18 protein-coding genes are annotated in these 18257 nt (G+C 41.8%); 8 read left to right on the top strand and 10 right to left on the bottom strand.

From position 1 onward, the window contains the following. Window positions 1-97 precede the first annotated feature (97 nt). Entirely contained in the window at window positions 98-1246 is a 1149-nt protein-coding gene (locus V7K73_RS07925) for a PP2C family protein-serine/threonine phosphatase (protein WP_334878739.1), read from the top strand. Here the strand turns inward: V7K73_RS07925 and V7K73_RS07920 are convergent. From V7K73_RS07920 to V7K73_RS07905, 4 genes are all read right to left on the bottom strand, one after another. Further along, entirely contained in the window at window positions 1235-1561 is a 327-nt protein-coding gene (locus V7K73_RS07920) for an STAS domain-containing protein (protein WP_334878737.1), read from the bottom strand. The two genes, V7K73_RS07925 and V7K73_RS07920, sit on opposite strands and share 12 nt — an antisense overlap. A gap of 694 nt (window positions 1562-2255) precedes the next feature. Continuing rightward, on the bottom strand, window positions 2256-2930 hold the full coding sequence (grpE, locus tag V7K73_RS07915) for a nucleotide exchange factor GrpE (RefSeq protein WP_334878735.1): 675 nt from the start codon (window positions 2928-2930) through the stop codon (window positions 2256-2258). A 228-nt stretch (window positions 2931-3158) separates the two neighbouring features. Further along, window positions 3159-3650, bottom strand: a complete 492-nt coding sequence (locus tag V7K73_RS07910; RefSeq protein WP_292830243.1) for a Dps family protein — start codon at window positions 3648-3650, stop codon at window positions 3159-3161. Between the two features lie 136 nt (window positions 3651-3786). Then, window positions 3787-4050: a ParB N-terminal domain-containing protein gene (locus V7K73_RS07905; RefSeq protein ID WP_012410090.1), complete on the bottom strand. Its 264-nt coding sequence runs from the start codon at window positions 4048-4050 to the stop codon at window positions 3787-3789. Window positions 4051-4162: 112 nt separating this feature from the next. Between V7K73_RS07905 and V7K73_RS07900 the strand changes: the two genes are divergently transcribed. Beyond that, complete coding sequence (locus V7K73_RS07900; RefSeq protein ID WP_442936743.1) at window positions 4163-5902, top strand: SpoIID/LytB domain-containing protein; 1740 nt, start codon at window positions 4163-4165, stop codon at window positions 5900-5902. 200 nt (window positions 5903-6102) lie between these two features. Here V7K73_RS07900 and V7K73_RS07895 read toward each other — a convergent pair whose 3' ends face one another. Further along, on the bottom strand, window positions 6103-6402 hold the full coding sequence (locus tag V7K73_RS07895) for a ferredoxin (protein WP_334878730.1): 300 nt from the start codon (window positions 6400-6402) through the stop codon (window positions 6103-6105). A gap of 675 nt (window positions 6403-7077) precedes the next feature. Between V7K73_RS07895 and V7K73_RS07890 the strand changes: the two genes are divergently transcribed. The 4 genes from V7K73_RS07890 (at window position 7078) to V7K73_RS07875 (ending at window position 10256) form a co-directional block, all read left to right on the top strand. Beyond that, on the top strand, window positions 7078-8100 hold the full coding sequence (locus tag V7K73_RS07890) for a Gfo/Idh/MocA family protein (RefSeq protein ID WP_334878728.1): 1023 nt from the start codon (window positions 7078-7080) through the stop codon (window positions 8098-8100). After that, window positions 8100-8876, top strand: a complete 777-nt coding sequence (map, locus tag V7K73_RS07885; RefSeq protein ID WP_334878727.1) for a type I methionyl aminopeptidase — start codon at window positions 8100-8102, stop codon at window positions 8874-8876. Before V7K73_RS07890 ends, map begins: the two co-directional genes overlap by 1 nt. A 33-nt stretch (window positions 8877-8909) precedes the next feature. Then, complete coding sequence (locus tag V7K73_RS07880; RefSeq protein WP_334878725.1) at window positions 8910-9539, top strand: restriction endonuclease subunit R; 630 nt, start codon at window positions 8910-8912, stop codon at window positions 9537-9539. Between the two features lie 102 nt (window positions 9540-9641). Then, entirely contained in the window at window positions 9642-10256 is a 615-nt protein-coding gene (locus tag V7K73_RS07875; RefSeq protein WP_334878723.1) for a Uma2 family endonuclease, read from the top strand. A gap of 14 nt (window positions 10257-10270) precedes the next feature. Here the strand turns inward: V7K73_RS07875 and V7K73_RS07870 are convergent, their stop codons facing one another. The 3 genes from V7K73_RS07870 to chlP form a co-directional block, all read right to left on the bottom strand. Beyond that, on the bottom strand, window positions 10271-11623 hold the full coding sequence (locus V7K73_RS07870) for a pentapeptide repeat-containing protein (protein ID WP_334878721.1): 1353 nt from the start codon (window positions 11621-11623) through the stop codon (window positions 10271-10273). Between the two features lie 432 nt (window positions 11624-12055). Beyond that, window positions 12056-13420 carry a DUF3370 domain-containing protein gene (locus V7K73_RS07865; protein WP_334878719.1) on the bottom strand — a complete coding sequence of 455 codons (1365 nt, stop codon included), beginning with the start codon at window positions 13418-13420 and terminating at the stop codon, window positions 12056-12058. A gap of 314 nt (window positions 13421-13734) precedes the next feature. Further along, entirely contained in the window at window positions 13735-14955 is a 1221-nt protein-coding gene (gene chlP, locus V7K73_RS07860) for a geranylgeranyl reductase (RefSeq protein ID WP_334878717.1), read from the bottom strand. 133 nt (window positions 14956-15088) lie between these two features. Here chlP and V7K73_RS07855 point away from each other — a divergent pair, with 133 nt between their 5' ends. Both V7K73_RS07855 and V7K73_RS07850 read left to right on the top strand, forming a co-directional pair. Beyond that, window positions 15089-15223 (top strand): hypothetical protein, encoded by a 135-nt coding sequence (locus tag V7K73_RS07855; RefSeq protein WP_334878715.1) that lies wholly within the window; start codon window positions 15089-15091, stop codon window positions 15221-15223. Between the two features lie 94 nt (window positions 15224-15317). Further along, a complete protein-coding gene (locus V7K73_RS07850) occupies window positions 15318-16334 on the top strand; it encodes a sulfate/molybdate ABC transporter ATP-binding protein (protein ID WP_334878713.1) in 1017 nt (338 codons plus the stop codon). A 360-nt stretch (window positions 16335-16694) separates the two neighbouring features. Here the strand turns inward: V7K73_RS07850 and V7K73_RS07845 are convergent, their stop codons facing one another. Together V7K73_RS07845 and V7K73_RS07840 are read right to left on the bottom strand one after the other, a co-directional pair. Beyond that, window positions 16695-17315, bottom strand: coding sequence for a DUF4360 domain-containing protein (locus V7K73_RS07845; protein WP_334878712.1), 621 nt, complete (start codon window positions 17313-17315; stop codon window positions 16695-16697). Between the two features lie 174 nt (window positions 17316-17489). Next, window positions 17490-18122: a DUF4360 domain-containing protein gene (locus V7K73_RS07840; protein WP_334878710.1), complete on the bottom strand. Its 633-nt coding sequence runs from the start codon at window positions 18120-18122 to the stop codon at window positions 17490-17492. Window positions 18123-18257: the final 135 nt, after the last annotated feature.

Below are 18257 nucleotides of genomic sequence, written 5' to 3'. Positions count from 1 at the left end.
TTTTAACATACAGATGCTACTGACTCATTAGCTCATAAAATAATTTTATTTTCTATTTTTACAATGATTTATTAATTGGTATATAGTAAAATTTTTTATGTTTCAAATATTAATAATTGATGATGATTATTCAATAAGAATACTTCTCAAAAGGATACTGGAAAAACAGGGTTATAACATAGTTACTGCCAGTAGCGGTGAGGAAGGGATAGAAAAGGCACTGGCTTACCGTCCAGCACTAATTATTTGTGATTGGATCATGCCGGGGTTAACTGGTCTGGAAGTCTGCCACCACATTAAGAAAGATCCCCAATTTTCCACCACATTCTTTATTTTATTAACATCTTTAGATTCGGTTGCCGATTGCGTCAAAGGTTTAGATGCTGGTGCTGATGATTTTATCTCTAAACCTATCGAGCATAATGAATTACAAGCACGGGTAAGAGCGGGATTACGTCTGCATCAGTTGAGTAGAGATTTGCAGGCTCAAAAGTTGCTTTTAGAATCAGAAATGTCAGAAGCCGCAGAATATGTGCGATCGCTACTGCCTTTTCCCATGACTGAACCCTTCAATATAAATTTCCGATTTATTCCCTCACGGCAACTTGGCGGTGACTGTTTCGATTACTATTGGCTTGATGCTGATTATCTGGCAATTTACTTACTTGATACTGCCGGACATGGACTCAAAGCTACTCTTCCCTCTGTTTCAGTGCTGAATCTGCTGCGTTCCCGTGCGCTCAAAAGCCTAAATTATTATCAGCCTAGCGAGGTATTGAAGGCTTTGAATGATACCTTTCAGATGAATTATCAAAATGACAAATACTTTACGATTTGGTACGGAGTTTACAACCGAACCAACGGCCAGTTAATTTATGCTAGTGCAGGTCATCCACCAGCAGTTTTAGTAACTGGCACATCTCCACGAAAGTCTGAAGTTCAACTCTTGAAAACCCCCGGTATGCCAGTTGGGATGTTTCCAGAAGCAAAATATGTTGATGAATTTTGCAATATTGAAAAATTTAGTACACTTTACATTTTTAGTGATGGTGCTTATGAAATCACTAAATTAGATGGCATACTTTGGAGTTTGGATGCTTTTATCCAGCTACTAGTTAGCTTACAAAATCCGGTTGAGTGCCAACTCGATCGTGTTCTGAGTTATTTAGTCGCTCTCAACTCCAAAGATGCTTTTGATGATGATTTATCGATATTGCAAATTAACTTTGATTCATTAAGTCTTTGAGACTAAAACCTGATTAAATGCGTCTTGGCTAGGAAATATTTCAAATACTTTATCCATATTAGTCAGTTCAAATAATATCCTGACTTGCTCATTAATTGAGCAGAGGACAAGCTTACTATCCGCCGCTCGCAAGGTTTTAAAAGCTAATACTAAAGCCCCCAAACCTGAACTATCCATAAATGTTACATCTTGGAAATCAACTAACACAATTTTTGTACCCAATTTTAAAGTTTCAGTAATATTTTGTCGAAAATATTGTGAAGTTGTGGCGTTTAAATTACCGGTGAGCTTAATAATTTTCACTTGTTCTATCATAATTATGTCATGCTGATTTATGTAAATATGCTCTGATTTTGCTATTATATACCCATGAGATAAAATTTAAAAATCCTTACAAGTAAAAATCATATAATGCTGAATTTTTATTGAGAAGTAATACCATAACAAGTAAATATCAACTATATTTTTTATCTTATTGTTAATCAAAAGCTAATCTTTAGTTAAATAAAAATTGTCTCATCATTAGTAAACTAGCAAGTAAAAATAACGGAGATACATCTTATTTTTGGAGTCCAATATTAAACTACAACTAAAAGTTCCAGCTTTTCGGATGATTTGCTAAAGATTTTTGCAAAACTGAAATTTGTTCAATAAAAATTGGGAGCATCCCAAATGTGTAAGTTATATCAAAGGCAGCTTATTATATTGTCATTGCAAAATTGGAATCCTCCCTAAAAATTATCAAAATAGCCTGCAAAAGCAGGCTTTGTTTATGTAACACCAGACTTCCAGCCTTTTTTATGATAGTAATTAGCATTTACATTTATTTATGTCCGATTACTTACATAATTGCAATAATTTCTGTCTAGATTAAAAAACTTTAGCAAAAAAATTTGGTTTCAGCAGCAATATGGTTCGCATAAGCGGTTTTGTCGCCGAGACAGGGAGGAATTACGCGAACAAGTTATAAAAGCTTTGGAGGCGTTAGTGGAAGGCGAAAATTTGCCTTCTAGCTCTCTCTAAGAGGACTTACTTTAGCTCGATAAAGCAGCTTTTCACCTTGAAGGTAGCCCGTGTAGCGTACCTTGACTATTTCTCCAGATTGTGCAGTTCCCTCCATCAATTGGTGCAGTTGGGGATCATAAGGTAATTCTGCTCCCACGGGTGCGATCGCTTCTACCCCCCACGCCTGTAAAAGCTTTTCAAGAGGTTTTTGCACCAACGGTACTATTTTGACTGCTGCTAGCTGGGGATTTTCCTGTGCTTTTTGTGCTGCGGTTGGCCATTGCAATAATAAAGACTCCAGCAGTTGCAAACTCGACTGCTGGAGTTCTTGTAGTAATATCTCTCGCTGCTGTTTTATTTGTTGCTGCGATCGCTGGTACTCTTTTCTTAAATCTGCAATTTCTTCTAATAATTCCTGAGTAGGCGCTGCTTTCTCTGCTAACAACTCTACGGTTGAAAAAGTTGCGATTAATTCATTCAATGGCATCTGTAGCACTGGCGACAGCTTAAGCAGTATATCTACCCGCATTTGCTCAAGTTTTCCTTGGCGTAACCGCAAAAGTTGACGCTCTGAGACACCAGCAGTGCGACTCAGCGCTTTAAAACTAGGAATTCCCACCTGTTGCATTAAATCTTGCAACTTTTGGGAATTGGGCATTGGGAATTGAGAATTGGGCATTGGGTATTGGGTATTGGGTATTGGGTATTGGGTATCCCTTCGGCTTCGCTCAGGGCAAGTGGGTATTGGGGATTGGCAAAAAAAAATTAAGTCTTTATTAGTTCCTAGTCCCCAGTCCCTAGTAGTCTGTCAAATTCATTTTGACGGTTAGAGAGACGCGATAAATCGCCGTCTCTACTCTTAATTTATCCGTCAATTAGTTCTTGACAGACTACTAGTCCCCAGTCCCTATTCTTCCAGTAAACTTCTCAACATCCAAGCTGTCTTTTCGTGTACTTGCATCCGTTGAGTTAATAAATCGGCGGTAGGTTCGTCGTTAACTTCCTCTACCACAGGGAAAATAGAGCGTGCAGTTCGGACTACGGCTTCTTGTCCTTCCACTAGTAAACCGATCATTTCCACAGCTTTCGGAACTCCGGGAGTTTCTAGAATCGAACTCAGTTTGGCATATTCGCTGTAGGTTCCCGGTGCAGGATAGCCAAGCGCTCTAATTCTCTCGGCAATTAAATCAACTGCTAAAGCTAATTCTGTATACTGGGTTTCAAACATCAGATGCAATGTTTGGAACATCGGCCCCGTTACATTCCAATGGAAGTTATGAGTTTTCAGATAAAGTGTATAAGTGTCAGCCAACAGGCGAGATAAACCCTCGGCAATTTTAGCCCTACTCGCCTCGTCAATGCCTATATTTACATTTTTGACTGTTACTTTCGATGACATAATTTTCTCCTAATTAGGTTATATGTAATTGGGGATTGCAAATTGGGCATGGGGCATTGGGGATTGGGGATTGGGGATTGGGGAAAAACTTACTGCAACTTCTCCTCATCTCCCTCATCTCCCCATCCCCCATTCTCTATGCCAAGTGCATCTTTAAAACGCTACGGGGTGCTTTACGGACTCTGGCTAAAACGGTTTCTTTGCCTAAACGCTGGCAAGCCTCATACCGATGGCAACCAGAAAAGCCATAATATTGTCCATCTACTTCTAGGACATCTATAGGTTCTTGCTGCCCAATCTCCGCAATCGATTCCATTAAGGCTTGCACTTTATTTGGATCGTTTGCACGAGGCAAGGGCCGTTTTATCTGATTTAATGGAATTTCTTGGACTCTAACCATAAGGAGCTTATCCAACTAGTTCTGTTTTGTGTCTCTAAATAAATCATAGTCATTATGACTACGTTTTGCAACCAGTTTGGGCAAAACTGCTAATGGTATCATTGGAGCACTCATGCGACAAAAAAACCGCACTACAAAGCAATTGGAAAATCAGCTCCAACACCGCATTAAGGGGCAGAAGACGATCGATTACTCGCTATCGCACTTCTTAAAGAGGCTTTTGTTAGCTTGCTCCCCCGTAGGGGTTCGCTATCAGGTAGCTATGAAATTTTCACTTTGGCGTTTTTCCCACACTGTGCTGACCACATTTTGTCTATTGGGACTAACTGCTGCATCAGCGCCTGAGAGTAACATGCAGGGTATGGAACTGAAAATTGGGATTGTGCAGCGATTTGGCTCACAACCCGCTGCCAAGCTGCAATTAGAACCGACAAAAGGCGATCGCTTAAAGCTAAAATTTATTCTGGGCAATAAGCAGCAAACCCTAATTACCAAAAATCCTGTAAAGCTGGAAACAGTCATGCAAGCTTTACCCCAGCCAACAGTTGAGGAAGTGGTCGTTTTAGGCACATACCGCACCTTTGAAACTGCGGAAGACAGTGCTAATAAATGGCGTTCTCAAGGAATGGAAGTGGAAATAGCCCAGCCAGAACGCTGGCAGGTTTGGGCAAAACGCGATGTTTATAGCACTCCTTTACTGCGGCGGTTGCTATTGCAAAACATCCAAGCTTCTACCAAAGAAAAAGTATATCTTGATACTAAAGTTTTAAAACAAGTACCGCGAGTTAGTTGGGTGGTGGATGGTAAGCGCTATAGCCCAAATGATTTGGAAATCAGTACTGATAAAAACTTGATTCGGGTGAATAAAAGCGAAAAACAAGAGTTTGCTCGTCTGTATGCTGGGCGAATGAATTTGCAGCCAAATGCTTATGGCACGTACACTTTAGTTAATGAAGTTCCTTTAGAAACTTATTTGCGTGGGGTTGTGCCTTATGAAATAGGCGCAGATGCACCAACAGCCGCGCTAGAAGCCCAAGCAATTCTCGCTCGGACTTATGCTTTAAGAAATTTACGCAGGTTCGCAGCAGATAACTATCAGTTGTGTGCTGATACTCACTGTCAAGTTTATTATGGGCTGAATGGAGCAGGGGTGAAAACAGACAAAGCGATCGCCTCAACCAGGGGTAAGGTAGTAACCTATAAAAACGAACTAGTAGATGCCCTTTATTCTTCCACTACTGGTGGTGTTACCGCCTCCTTCAGCGATGTCTGGAATGGTGATGATCGTCCCTATCTGCGCCCTGTACTGGATGCTGCAACTACTTTTTGGAACTTATCTAAGCAGAGTTTAGCAGATGAAAAGAACTTCCAAAAATTTATTAATATCAAAGAAGGATTTAATGAAAGCAAGTGGGATATGTTTCGTTGGCATAAGGAAACCTCTTTAGAGGATATTACCAAGGACTTGCAGAAATTTTTGCAGGTTAAAAACAGTCCTTATGCCAAATTTAAGACAATTCAAGCTATGGCAGTAGTGAAGCGAAGCCAGAGTGGGCGTATCCTTGAACTTGCCGTTAAAACTGATAACAGCACCTTTGTTCTCCACAAAGACGAAGTTCGTAGTGCCTTTGCTGCTCCTAAAAGTACGCTATTTTACATACAACCCCTGAATAAAGGCAAAGCCGAACTGTGGGGATACGCCTTTATTGGTGGTGGATTAGGACATGGAGTCGGCTTGAGTCAAACTGGCGCTCAAAATTTAGCTAAATTAGGTTGGTCAAGTCCAAAAATTCTCCAATTTTACTATCCTGGTACTCAGATTCAGATTTTTAGCAAAGAGACAAAACTTTAAGCTAATCGGGAAATTTCATACTTAAAAAATCAAGCAGGAACACAGTAAACTTTGTGTTCCTGCTCAACATTAAATTAGGCTTTTTATCAAAGTCGGTTTATAGACACGGCATTGAGAAGGCGTTGACACTAAATGCGGTGCTTCTATTTTTTCAACATTATTTACTCTTGCAAGAGGTTTATTGTTGAGAGTCCTAACTCTTAGTAGAGTTCTTCTTCTTTGTGAGTTTCGATTGTCACATCAGAGGTAGGGTAAGCAACACAAGTCAGTACATATCCAGCTTCGATTTGATCGTCATCCAAGAATGACTGGTCACCTTGATCGACGGTACCCTTTACGAGTTTACCTGCACAGGTCGAGCAAGCACCAGCGCGGCAAGAGTAAGGCAGGTCAAGACCAGCTTCTTCGGCAGCGTCTAGAATATAGGTATCGTCATCAACATCAAGGGTTTGGTTCAGTCCTTCGGCCTCGTTGACTAGTGTCACTTTATAGGTTGGCATTGACTAATCCTCTCTTTTGCAAACGGTAGTATAAGTTATCTTTAGGCAAAGGTCACGGCTTTTCATCGAATTAGCCGCTTATTCAAATTTGCTTCAATTCTGATACTACGAGAAAAATTAAACGATGTAACTGGAAATTGAACCCGATTAGTAATGAAATTTAGTTGCTTAATCCTGATAAGTTTTATTTATATTATTTTTGGTCTTAGTCAGGCTGTAATTAGAAAAAATTATCTTAATGGATAAAAAATCTAGGTAGGATTAATGCCACCTATATTTTGTAGGATTTACGCAGAACAGATCCCCAACTTGCTTTCAAAATTAAGGCTGTTTCATTGGATATCTTAGAGATTTTCTCAATATCATGAGCAAGAAATAAGGCTGGAGTTAGTAATCTAAAGAATACCGTAGCAACTCCGTAAATTTAAGTGCGTTGGCGTAGCCTCTTTAAGAGTTGCCTTGCCGTACCCTTGTCTTAAGCTAGCTATGCGTAGCGCGTCCGCGCCAAAGACGTTGGTTGCGCGATCGCCTTGATTTTTTGTGGTTATAGTTTTGAAAACATGCCCTAGTACGAATGTTGTAGAGTCTAAACTGGTGAAGTAATGTGATTTTTGATGAAGAGACAATCTCACCACTAGAAGCGTGAAAGAATCAAAAATAGAACTAGTGAGGATCATGTATAATTCAGAAGCAGCTTTGGAAAAAGCAAAAGTGCGTGTAGGTTTGGTGGGTACTGGGTATGTGGCAAAGTTTCGAGCTGAGGCATTGCTCCATAATGAGGGAATGCGATCGCTCTTAGTCGCAGTTGTTGGTCATACCGCAGAAACAACAGCAACCTTTGCCAAAGAGTACGAAATTGAAGCGTTGAGTTCTTGGCAAGAGCTAGTAAAGCGTGAAGATATAGACCTGGTGCTGATTTGCACTATTAATCGAGCTCATGGTGCGATCGCTCGTGCAGCACTTACCAACGGCAAACATGTGGTTGTAGAATATCCGCTTTCGTTGGATGTAGTCGAAGCTGAAGAACTAATTGCCTTAGCCAAAGCACAACAAAAACTCCTGCACGTTGAACACCTAGAACTTTTGGGTGGTTTGCATCAAGCCCTAAAGCAAAACTTAGCCAAAATTGGCGAAGTGTTTTATGTTCGCTACAGCACTATCAATCCCCAAAATCCTGCACCCCGCAAATGGACTTATAACCACGAGTTGTTCGGTTTTCCCTTAATTGGTGCCTTGTCTCGCCTACATCGTCTTACCGATTTATTTGGTAAAGTATTGACTGTAAACTGTCACCAGCGATATTGGGAAATAGAACCAGAATATTACCAAACTTGTTTTTGCACTAGTCAACTCTACTTTACTAGCGGACTTTTAGCGCAAGTAGTCTATGGCAAAGGCGAAACTATTTGGCAATCAGAACGCAAGTTTGAAGTTCACGGGGAAAAAGGAGGTTTAATTTTTGATGGCGACACCGGATTATTCATCCAGCCAGGGGAAACAACACCTATAGAGGTTGCGCCTCGCCGGGGTTTATTCGCCAAAGACACGAGTATGGTTTTAGATCATCTTTTTGATGGCACTCCTTTGTACGTTACCCCAGAGGAGAGCTTGTATACCCTGCATGTTGCTGATGCTGCACAAAGAGCAGCACAGACAGGGTTAACTATGTTTATGAAAGATAGTTTAGATAAAAGTTAATGAAAACCGAACTAATTGTTATTTTATCCCAACGAGAATTAGACAAAATGCGTCAAGCTGGGCGTTTAGCTGCTAAACTTCTCCAGCATCTCGAACCGTTTGTCAAGCCTGGGGTTAGCACTCTTGAACTAAATGATGAAGCCGAACGTTGGACACAAGCGCATGGAGCAAAAAGCGCACCTCTTGGTTATAAGGGTTATCCTAAATCAATTTGCACCAGTGTAAATGAGGTAATTTGTCACGGCATTCCCAACGCCAAGCAAATTCTCAAGGATGGTGACATTATTAATATTGATGTAACGCCGATTGTTGAGGGTTATCACGGCGATACATCTAAGACATTCTTTGTTGGTACTCCTTCCCCAAAAACGAGAAAGTTGGTAGAGGTGACAGAGGAGTGTTTGCGCTTGGGTATTGCTGAAGTCAAACCTGGGGGACGCATTGGCGATATTGGTGCAGCCATTCAAGAGTATGCTGAAGCAGAAGGCTTTTCTGTAGTGCGAGATTTCGTTGGACACGGCATCAGTAACATTTTTCACACTGCGCCGGATGTTCCCCATTATGGTACACGCGGTAAGGGCAAGCGCCTCAGACCAGGGATGGTTTTTACTATTGAGCCAATGATTAACGAAGGTACTTACGAAGTCGAGGTTCTGGGGGATAAATGGACTGCTGTTACGCGCGATCGTAAGCTTTCTGCTCAATGTGAGCATACCTTAGCTGTAACTGAAGATGGCGTTGAAATTCTCACCCTACCTGAAGGGGAGAATTACTAAACTGGTAGATTTTTCTACTCCTTGATTAACATTATGGTTCAAACTCTTGCTGCGGAAAACGTCACACTTGAGCAACTAATATTGCTCTATGGATTAGAATTAGTTGATTCGGAAGAATTCTTTCGAGAGTGGCAAGATGAGCTACCAAAACTGACAAGTTTAGAAAAGCAGCTATTGGATCAAATAAAGGCAGGTTACATAAATTTACGAAACTATCCGCCTTTATTAGAAAATGCAGTTAACACGATTGTTTTATCGCCATTGCTATTCATTGGCAAGTTTTATTTACCTCCTTTTCACGTCAAATTAGAGAAATCTATCGAGATTGAAACAGAAGACAAGCAAACTATCATCAAAGGACGAATTGACTTCTTACTTCTAAATCAAAAATTCTGGGTAACAGTTATTGAGTGTAAACAGGTTGCTTATTCTGTAGAAGCAGGACTTGACCAAATTTTGGCATATATGCTAGCTGCTCCCCAGTCACAAGATGTAGTATTTGGGATGATTACTTCTGGTGGTAGTTTTATGCTCATTAAACTGCTCAAAGGTCATCCTCCTCGCTATGCCACTTCCGATATTTTTGATGTCCGTAATCGTGGGAATGAGTTATATAATGTACTCCAGATTTTGAAGCGTATTAGTCAATTGACTTTTGCCTGATCAAAGGTAGTCTCACATATTGCACCTAGTCCTGGCGATTAGAAATCGCGGCTATACAAACGAAGTCCACCTCCGTGGACAAACATATATGGAGGTAAGATTATGACCCAAGCGTTGCCCAAATTACTAACCTTCAATGAATTTATCGAATGGTATCCCAACGATGCAAAACGCTATGAATTGCACAAAGGAGTAATTGTTGAAATACCACCCCCAACCGGAGAACATGAGAAAGTTATTGGGTTTTTGTCGCGGAAATTAACCGTGGAGTTTGATCGTCTTAATTTACCCTATGGAATCCCCAAAACTGCATTGATCCAAACTCCTTCTGCCGAATCGGCTTATTTGCCTGATGTGTTGCTGCTAAATCTTGATAATCTCGACAATGAACCGCTTTTTCAAAAACAGTCAACAGTAAGCCAAGCAGCATCGGTTCCAATAGTCATCGAAGTTGTTTCAACCAACTGGCGAGATGATTACTACAATAAATTTAGAGATTATGAGGAAATGGGCATTACCGAATATTGGATTGCTGATTATGCTGCATTGGGTGCAAGAAAGTTTATCGGCAATCCCAAACAACCGACTATTTTTGTATGCGAATTAGTTGATGGTGAATATCAAATGACAGCGTTTCAAGGTAACACTGCCATTTCATCACCTACATTTCCCCAATTAAATTTAACTGCACAGCAGATTTTTAATGCGGCTAACTAATTTTTTATCTAGTATTATCTTCCCAACTTATTAGGAATACCTTCACAACCACCAGGAATAGTACCTCTAGTTTTTTCACCACCCCAAGCACAACAGTAGTTACGTGTAGACTCAGACATCCTCTGTAGATTGGTGAAATCGGCATTTTCCACCACAGCGCCAGTGTGTTCGCCGGTTTGATAATTTGGTGGTTGAGTGCGACTGCGAGGTGATGCTTTATCCACTACACCGTAAAATAGGCGAATCCCGTTCATATCCGCACCACTGAGATTAGCACTATATAAAATTGTGCGGGAGAGGTTGGCTTTTACTAAATCACAACCGCTCAGATTAGCGCGGACAAGATTAGCTTCGCTCAAGTCAGTCCAACGTAAATCAGTACCAGAAAGGTCTGCGGCGGCTAGGGTTACGCCTAAATCGATGACACGCACACCTTCTAGGCGGTCTTCTGCATATCCGCCACTCCCATCGAGAATGGCTCGACCTAATAGCCGATCGCGTTGTAAGGGTGAGAGCAACTTGGAACGTGAGAGAAAGCGGAGAATTTTCGCTTTACCACTGCCATCTACACTACTTAAAATTGCCGCAGTGCGTCCTTCAGCGATCGCTCTCTCTTGAGGCCAATCTTCTAATAATCCTTCTTGATCTAATACTAAGTCTGAAACGCCTTGGAAATAGGAATCAATTGTCTGTTGCTGGGTGATAATATTTTGCTGAACTGTGAGCAGGTTTTGCTGAATTGTCAAGTCTTTAGAAATAACATATTGTCGCCACGCCACGTAAACGGCGATGACAGCGATCAGAATTTGCCCCAATGCCCCAAACCATTCTGCTAGGGTTCCAGAAACGTCCCAGTTAATTTGACGTCCCCAAACAAGCAAGCGATCGCCTACACCTGTAAACTTGATCAAGCCGATGATCGCTACTATTAGTCCCAAAATGGCAACAAACAGGGTGCGTTCTTCGGGTGAAAACCACTCGTATAAGGCTTTTTGCAACCAAGGCAATAATATCGCTAGGGATAACAGCAAAGTTATCAGCGTTCCGATCATGCCGACGATCCAGTTATTGAGGATAACTCCAATGAAAGTGATGGCGATCGCTATTAAAGTAATTAGTAATGCCCTTGGCTTAACTAAAAATTGCTTGGTAGTAGGTTGCTGAAAGTCAGAATGGGCAAGTTTTAGAGCAGTTGTATATTGCGGAGATTTCAAAGATGCGATCGCAGCTAGTGCTTGTTGTGTCGCTAGTACTTCTGAGCTTAGGTTTTTCTCAGTTACGCTACCGTCAAAATCATCCGGCTGCAAATCCTTTTCGGGGACTGGTTCTGGGGTTGGTAGATTAGAGGAATTGGATTCAATCGTCATGTTTTCTATTTTGCCCCAGCAGATTCAGTTCCACATCTGTTTTATCAGAAATTGCACTAAACTAAAGACCTGTATTCCATAAGACTGAGAACGCAAAGCTTTACTAAGTTCAGATATAGCCCTTGCCCTAACTGGTTCCCAGAGGGCTGCCGCCTCCGCTCAGTTTCAGTCAGAGTTTAAATCCCCTTATGTAATAGATATCTTGCACGAATGCAAAACTAGCCCTCATCCCCCAACCCCGAATCCCAATTTTGGGATTCGGGGAGAGAATTTCAAAGTCCCTCTCCCAAGCTTGGGAGAGGGATTTAGGGTGAGGGCTTTTAATTCATGCAAGAACTTTGTTAGCGCAGGGCTAGCGAGTCCATGTACTCATACGTCGAAGCAAGCTAGCAAGAGCGTCTCTTAGAGAGCATCATTTTGAATTTTGAATTGTTAAGTATGGTCTACAGTTTGAATTGTCAGCATTTGAGGGGGCGTAGCATCAGGTGGGTAGAGAAAATCCACTTCTACCAATCGCTCTTGGCCAGGGGATATTTTTAATTGAGCAAGCGGTTCTCCCATCTGTCCCCGTTGTTGAACTAAATGCCAGTATTGGGTTCTAGGTAAGCCATTATCGTCATTGTAGCGAATACGAACTGTGCCACGGAAAAAGACAGATGGTTGGGGTGGTGAAAAAAAGCGAAGCCCTGGTTTACTTAACTCATCTTCTTTGATAGGCGTTTGGAAAAGTACCTTTATAGTTTGCGGCTTATGGGTATTATTAATTAATGGTAGAGAAATGTTGTATTCAATGCCGTAGTTGCCATGAGCTTCGTAAGCAGTACCAGGATAACGCGCCACTAGTTTAGCAGTTTGGTTTTGTCCAGTACCCATTTTGCCTGCCAAAAGTGTACTTAAACCGTAAGAAAAAGCTTGTCCTGATTCGGGAATTGTCAGGTATGAACTATTTTCGTTAGTAACTTGTACTTGCCAACGAGAGCCAATAGCTACCCCCGCTACCCGTCCGTAAATTTCTTTTGCCCCTGCAAGGTGATCTGGAGGACTGGGAGCCTGTTCACGCGGGCCTGCAAAATCACCATTTTCTAACAAATTCTCCCATTCTTCTAAAGTGGGCGCTCGTTCACTACCATCAGGATTGGGTTTGGCAAACATGGCTAGGTTCGCCATATAAACTGGACTATCACTATACAAACGTAACAAAGTAGAACGTCCATTCAATGGCGGGGTTAAAGAACGCACTGGAATTGGATGATTCATTAACATCCGGCTTTGTTTTGGTGGAATTACCAACTGGGCTGGCCATCCTGACTGTCGTCTGACTCGTAGCAGATCATTCATCACGCGATCGCCTGGTCCTGCATAAATGTCTCCCGAATTATTTGATTGCATGGCGGGAAGTTTGATAAATGGTGCATCAGGTTGACTAAGATAACTAGCTGCTTGCAATATATTGATAGTTGCAGAGCGATCGCTGGGATTATAAACAATCACCCCCAAATAAAGAGTCCGCAAATCATTTAGAGTCTCAATTGCTTTAGCAATATGGTGAGAAAATAAATCAAACCGTCCCTGAAATGGAAAGTTCAGGTGGGCGCTGGGTACTCTTTTGCCTTGAGGAGGAAATGTAGACAACAGAATTCCTTCACTCTGAACTACTTCTGGGTTATTACTGTTAAATACTGGTACTTCATCAAGATGTCCTGTTAAAGGTCTTGTTTGTTGGGGAACGAAGACTTCTTGCGGTGCTGGAGAAAGCGATGCTTGAGCCAAAAACAAATAAGAAATAAGATTAAGCATTTATTCAAAAAGCAATTTATCGCTCAAGTTAAGAATACAGCATACCTAATCTATACCTTCGAGGTGAATGAGTATTCGTGCCAATCGCAAATGGGGCGATACCCTGCGCGTACTCCGTTGGAGAACTCTTGGAGACGCGATCGCGTTTGCGTCTCCAAGAATTGCCCCTACAACATGGTCTATTTACTATCAAATGATAAATATATATATTGTGGGGTGGGCATCTTGCCCGCCCTGATTAATAAGCGTGCAGGATGTCCACCCCACAAAATTGAGTACTGTACTTGTTGGAATTCCCAGTCCTTTGCCCTCAATTAAGGTGCAAGGGCATTACCCCGAATTAGACTACCAATGGTTTTGGCAGTAATTTTCAATTGGGTGATAGGATTAGCAGGGACAACCGTCTTATACAGATAGCTATCAAATGTTAGCCGTTGCACATCGAGGTCATCGCACATTTCCACAAACGCCTCGCGGGTAGCGTCGGAACGATAGAACACACTTTGCAGAATATCCAGCACCTTGTAAGTGAGTCCGTATCTTTTATCCCAACGCTTCAGATAAACCTTCAAGTCGCCTTCTGTAGGAATACGGCTACCACTGTTAGATGTTTCGACAATAGTTTCCGCACACATCCGCCCAGATTTAGCGGCAAAATAAATCCCTTCACCAGAGGACTTGGTAACGTAACCAGCAGCATCTCCCACCAACGCGATGCGACCAACAACACGACGAGGACGGGGATGTTCAGGAATGGGGTGCGCTTCTACTTTGATGATTTTACCGCCTGCGAGCTTCTCGGAAGCACGGGCGCGGATACCAGCTTGTAACTGTTTGATGCTGGCCTTATTTATGTGCATTGTCCCAGTACCGACAGCTACGTGGTCATATTTGGGGAAAACCCAAGCGTAGAAATCGGTAGAAACGTCATCACCGACATACATTTCGGCGAGGTCGTTATAGTAGGCCATTTTGTCTTCGGGTAAGCGAATTCGCTCTTGGAAGGCGATCGCATAATTATAATCCCCAGCGTCCATTTCCTTAGCAACGCGAGAATTAGCCCCATCCGCCCCAATAACTACATCCACCTTCAGGGTTTTGGCAATCCCCTGTGATATCCCATCTGTATGGTCAATGTAATGAATGGTATAGGGATCAGTATTGTTTCCTGGTATATCGAGTTTATGAACAGTGGCATTAATTAAATTTGCGCCGACTTTTGCCGCGCGATCGCGCAAAAAGCCATCTAGCACTTCCCGGCGACACATTCCTATATATTCATCTTCATTTACCAGATTGATATCAACCTCACGATTGGAAGGTGAAATCATTTTCATCTTCCGTACCCGGCGATCGATAATCTCTGGTGGTAAGTCAAATTCACTCACCATACATAGAGGAATTGCACCCCCACAAGGCTTTGCATTGTCTAGCTTCCGCTCAAACAAGTAGGTTTCAATCCCAGAGGCTGCCAGTGTTTCTGCGGCAGATGAACCAGCAGGGCCTGACCCAATAACAGCAACCCGTAGTGTCAAAGGTCTTTCTCCCAATCTTCACATTTACCGAGAGCATACTACCACGGTCTTTCTAGTGATTTGGCGCTTTACCTTTAGGTTTATGCACAAATGCAATATTCCTTAATGTTTCGATACGAATTGGGAGTGGGAATTGGGGATTGGGAAAAATGAAGATAGCATAACTCATGATTGTGGTTCCCTAGATTGTGGTGCTGTTGATTGTAGTTCTCTAGATTGCAGTGGTGCTGACTGTAGCTTGCTCGATCGCAGTAGCTGCGGTAGCTAAATCTTATTCATGCATAAATAACGATATATGGTATATGTAGGACACGGTAATCCTACCAAGGATCTGTAGATTTACTTGCAGAGGTATAGCGGCAGTGGGTATAGTAGTTGAGAATGTCTCCAAACAATTCGGGAGTTTCAAGGCAGTTGATCAGGTCAGCCTGGAAATTAAGAGTGGTTCGCTAGTTGCATTACTCGGTCCATCGGGATCAGGTAAATCTACGCTACTACGGTTAATTTCAGGTTTAGAAATGCCAGATAGCGGCAAAATCCTGCTTACCGGTAAGGACGCTACATACCAAAGCGTGCAACAGCGCAATATTGGCTTTGTGTTTCAGCACTATGCCCTATTTAAGCATCTGACTGTCAAGCAGAATATTGCCTTTGGTTTAGAAATTCGTAAGGCACAGCCAAAGAAAATTAAGGGGCGAGTAGAACAGTTGCTAGAATTGGTGCAATTGAGTGGACTAGGCGATCGCTATCCATCACAACTTTCTGGTGGCCAAAGACAACGGGTAGCATTAGCCAGGGCATTGGCAGTAGAACCTGAAGTTTTATTGCTAGATGAACCCTTTGGCGCACTCGATGCGAAAGTTCGCAAAGACTTACGGGCATGGTTACGCCGCCTCCATGATGAGGTTCATGTTACCACAGTTTTTGTCACCCACGACCAAGAAGAAGCAATGGAAGTCTCCGATGAAGTTGTGGTCATGAATAAAGGGCGTGTGGAACAGGTAGGGACACCAGCAGAAATTTACGATAATCCAGCCACCGCATTTGTAATGAGCTTCATTGGCCCGGTGAATGTGTTACCCAGCAACTCGAAGATTTTTCAAAGTAGCGGATTTGATGCGCCACACCCAGAAGTATTTTTGCGTCCGCAAGATGTGATTTTACAAAAGGTTGCTAACGGTGCCACTACACCTGCGACAGTGAGCCGTTTGATACATTTAGGTTGGGAAATTCAGGTAGAATTAACTTTTGATGATGGGCAAGTGGTGATGGCGCATTTAACACGCGATCGCTTCAACCAATTAGAGTTAGAACCGAAACAACGCGTGTATGTGAAGCCAAAGGATGCCAAGTCCTTCCCCCTGTCTTATTCAATTTAGTTGGCAATATGAAAATATTTATGCTTGCTACTTGAGGTTACAGCAGAAAAGTGTTGCCAGAATATTTGCCTAATCCACCAGTAGCTAGTACCGCAAGGCGGAAGTCACGCATTCAAAAATCATGCATTCACGCCTGCTTTAATTTTGGGCATTCTGGCTGTAATCAAATGGTAGGTTTATTTTCGCCGAATTGTACTACTGAAATCGGAGATGCCGAGGAGATAGCTGCATAACAGTATACAAAAGCACCAGCACAGTATGATACTGAGGCTGGTGCGCTGGCTTTTCACTGATTTTTGTGAGGATTAATTTAATCCTCTAAACTTTAACTTTCTACATCGCACCGCTTATCCGCCTCTACTAACAAGGAGTCAAATTAAACTTAATTTTATAAGTCCCATTGAATCCAATTTGAGTTCGCTGCCCCGCAGCTACATTTGTGGCACGCGCTATCAAAGTTGTGTTGATGCCGAAAACCGAATTCACTGGGTTAGCACACGCGTTTATTGTATCTCCTGTAACAGATACATCTTTCAGCCATCCATTTGAAAAGCCAGCCGGGAAGTCTGCGTTTAAATTATTACTAGAATTGAGAACATCTTTCCCTTGAAATACTCCTCTAACCCTTAGGGCAGCACTCCCGCCCTGAGGCACATTTGTATAACCATAATACCTGAGGTTAATCGGCTGAACTTTGTAGCCCTTAGGCACATTAAGCCCAATTCTGAGACTGCAAGATTGTGATACAACCTTAGGAGATGCAGCTATAGCTTGAAATTGAGGAAAAGCTACAAACAGAGTATTTCCTGCCAAACTTATTTGGGCATTTCCCGACGGGCAGCCATTTCCGAAAACACTTACTAGAACATTTTGAAACTGAAATCCTTGTGTTTGAGCCTGTGCCTGAGATAAACCTACAATATTTAAACTCAGTAGCGTCAAACTGGAAATAAAAGCACCTAAAACTTTCATATGTTTCATCTCAAATAAGGAGAGCTTATCAGGTTTGTTGTCAATACTATGTCTCAAGACACGGAGTCAAAAATTTCTTCAGAGAGATTGGAAGAAATATTTCAATAAGTTGGTAAATCAACTTTAGAGGAAACAGCTTTTGTGAAAAATTAAATGCAAAACTGACTAGGCATTTAAAAAAACTTAACAAGGATTAAAAGCAAATTTGATTTGGAACAATACAGGACCGATTTCTGTATCTATTTTATCAATTCGGATTTTGGTTTGTTGATTTGCAGGTATATCTCTAGCTCTTGCCGTTAGATTTGTATTGATACCAAAAATCGAATTTACTGGGTTTTTACATGCATTTATTGTGCCTAATACAATACCTACATCTTTACTCCAAGTAGCTGAGAAGCCAGGCGCAAACGTTGCGTTTGGATCATCGATAGTTTGAAGTTCTTGACCTTCAAAAAGTATTTTCACGTTCAGGTTAGCACTGCCTCCTGTAGGCACATCTGCAAAGCCAAGATACTTAACGTTAATGGGCTGAACGTTCAATCCAGAAGGTACATTAAGACCGATCCGCAGATTGCAGGATTTTGATACAACCTTAGGAGGTAAAGCTAAAGCTTCAAACTCAGAAAATGTTATTGAAAGAGTATCTCGATTCAAAATTCCCTTTGCTGTTCCGTTTGGGCAACCATTTCCGAAAAGAGTTACTAGAACTTCTTGAAGCTCAAATCCTGCTGTTTGAGCCTGTACCTGAGATAAACCGACAACATTTAAACTCAGTAACGTCAAACTGGAAATCAGACCAGTTAAAACTTTCATCTAATAACTCCCCGAAAATCTGTAATCTCCTATGAATATTACATGGAATGTGAATCTCCTAATATACTTTTAGACCAAAAAATTTTACCTGGCAGACTCTTTGGGTTTTGGGGATTTCTAGCAATCATTAAATGT

The sequence above is a fragment of the Nostoc sp. genome, from assembly GCF_036916975.1.
GTDB lineage: Bacteria > Cyanobacteriota > Cyanobacteriia > Cyanobacteriales > Nostocaceae > Nostoc.
This window is presented reverse-complemented; position numbering and strand designations above follow the sequence as displayed.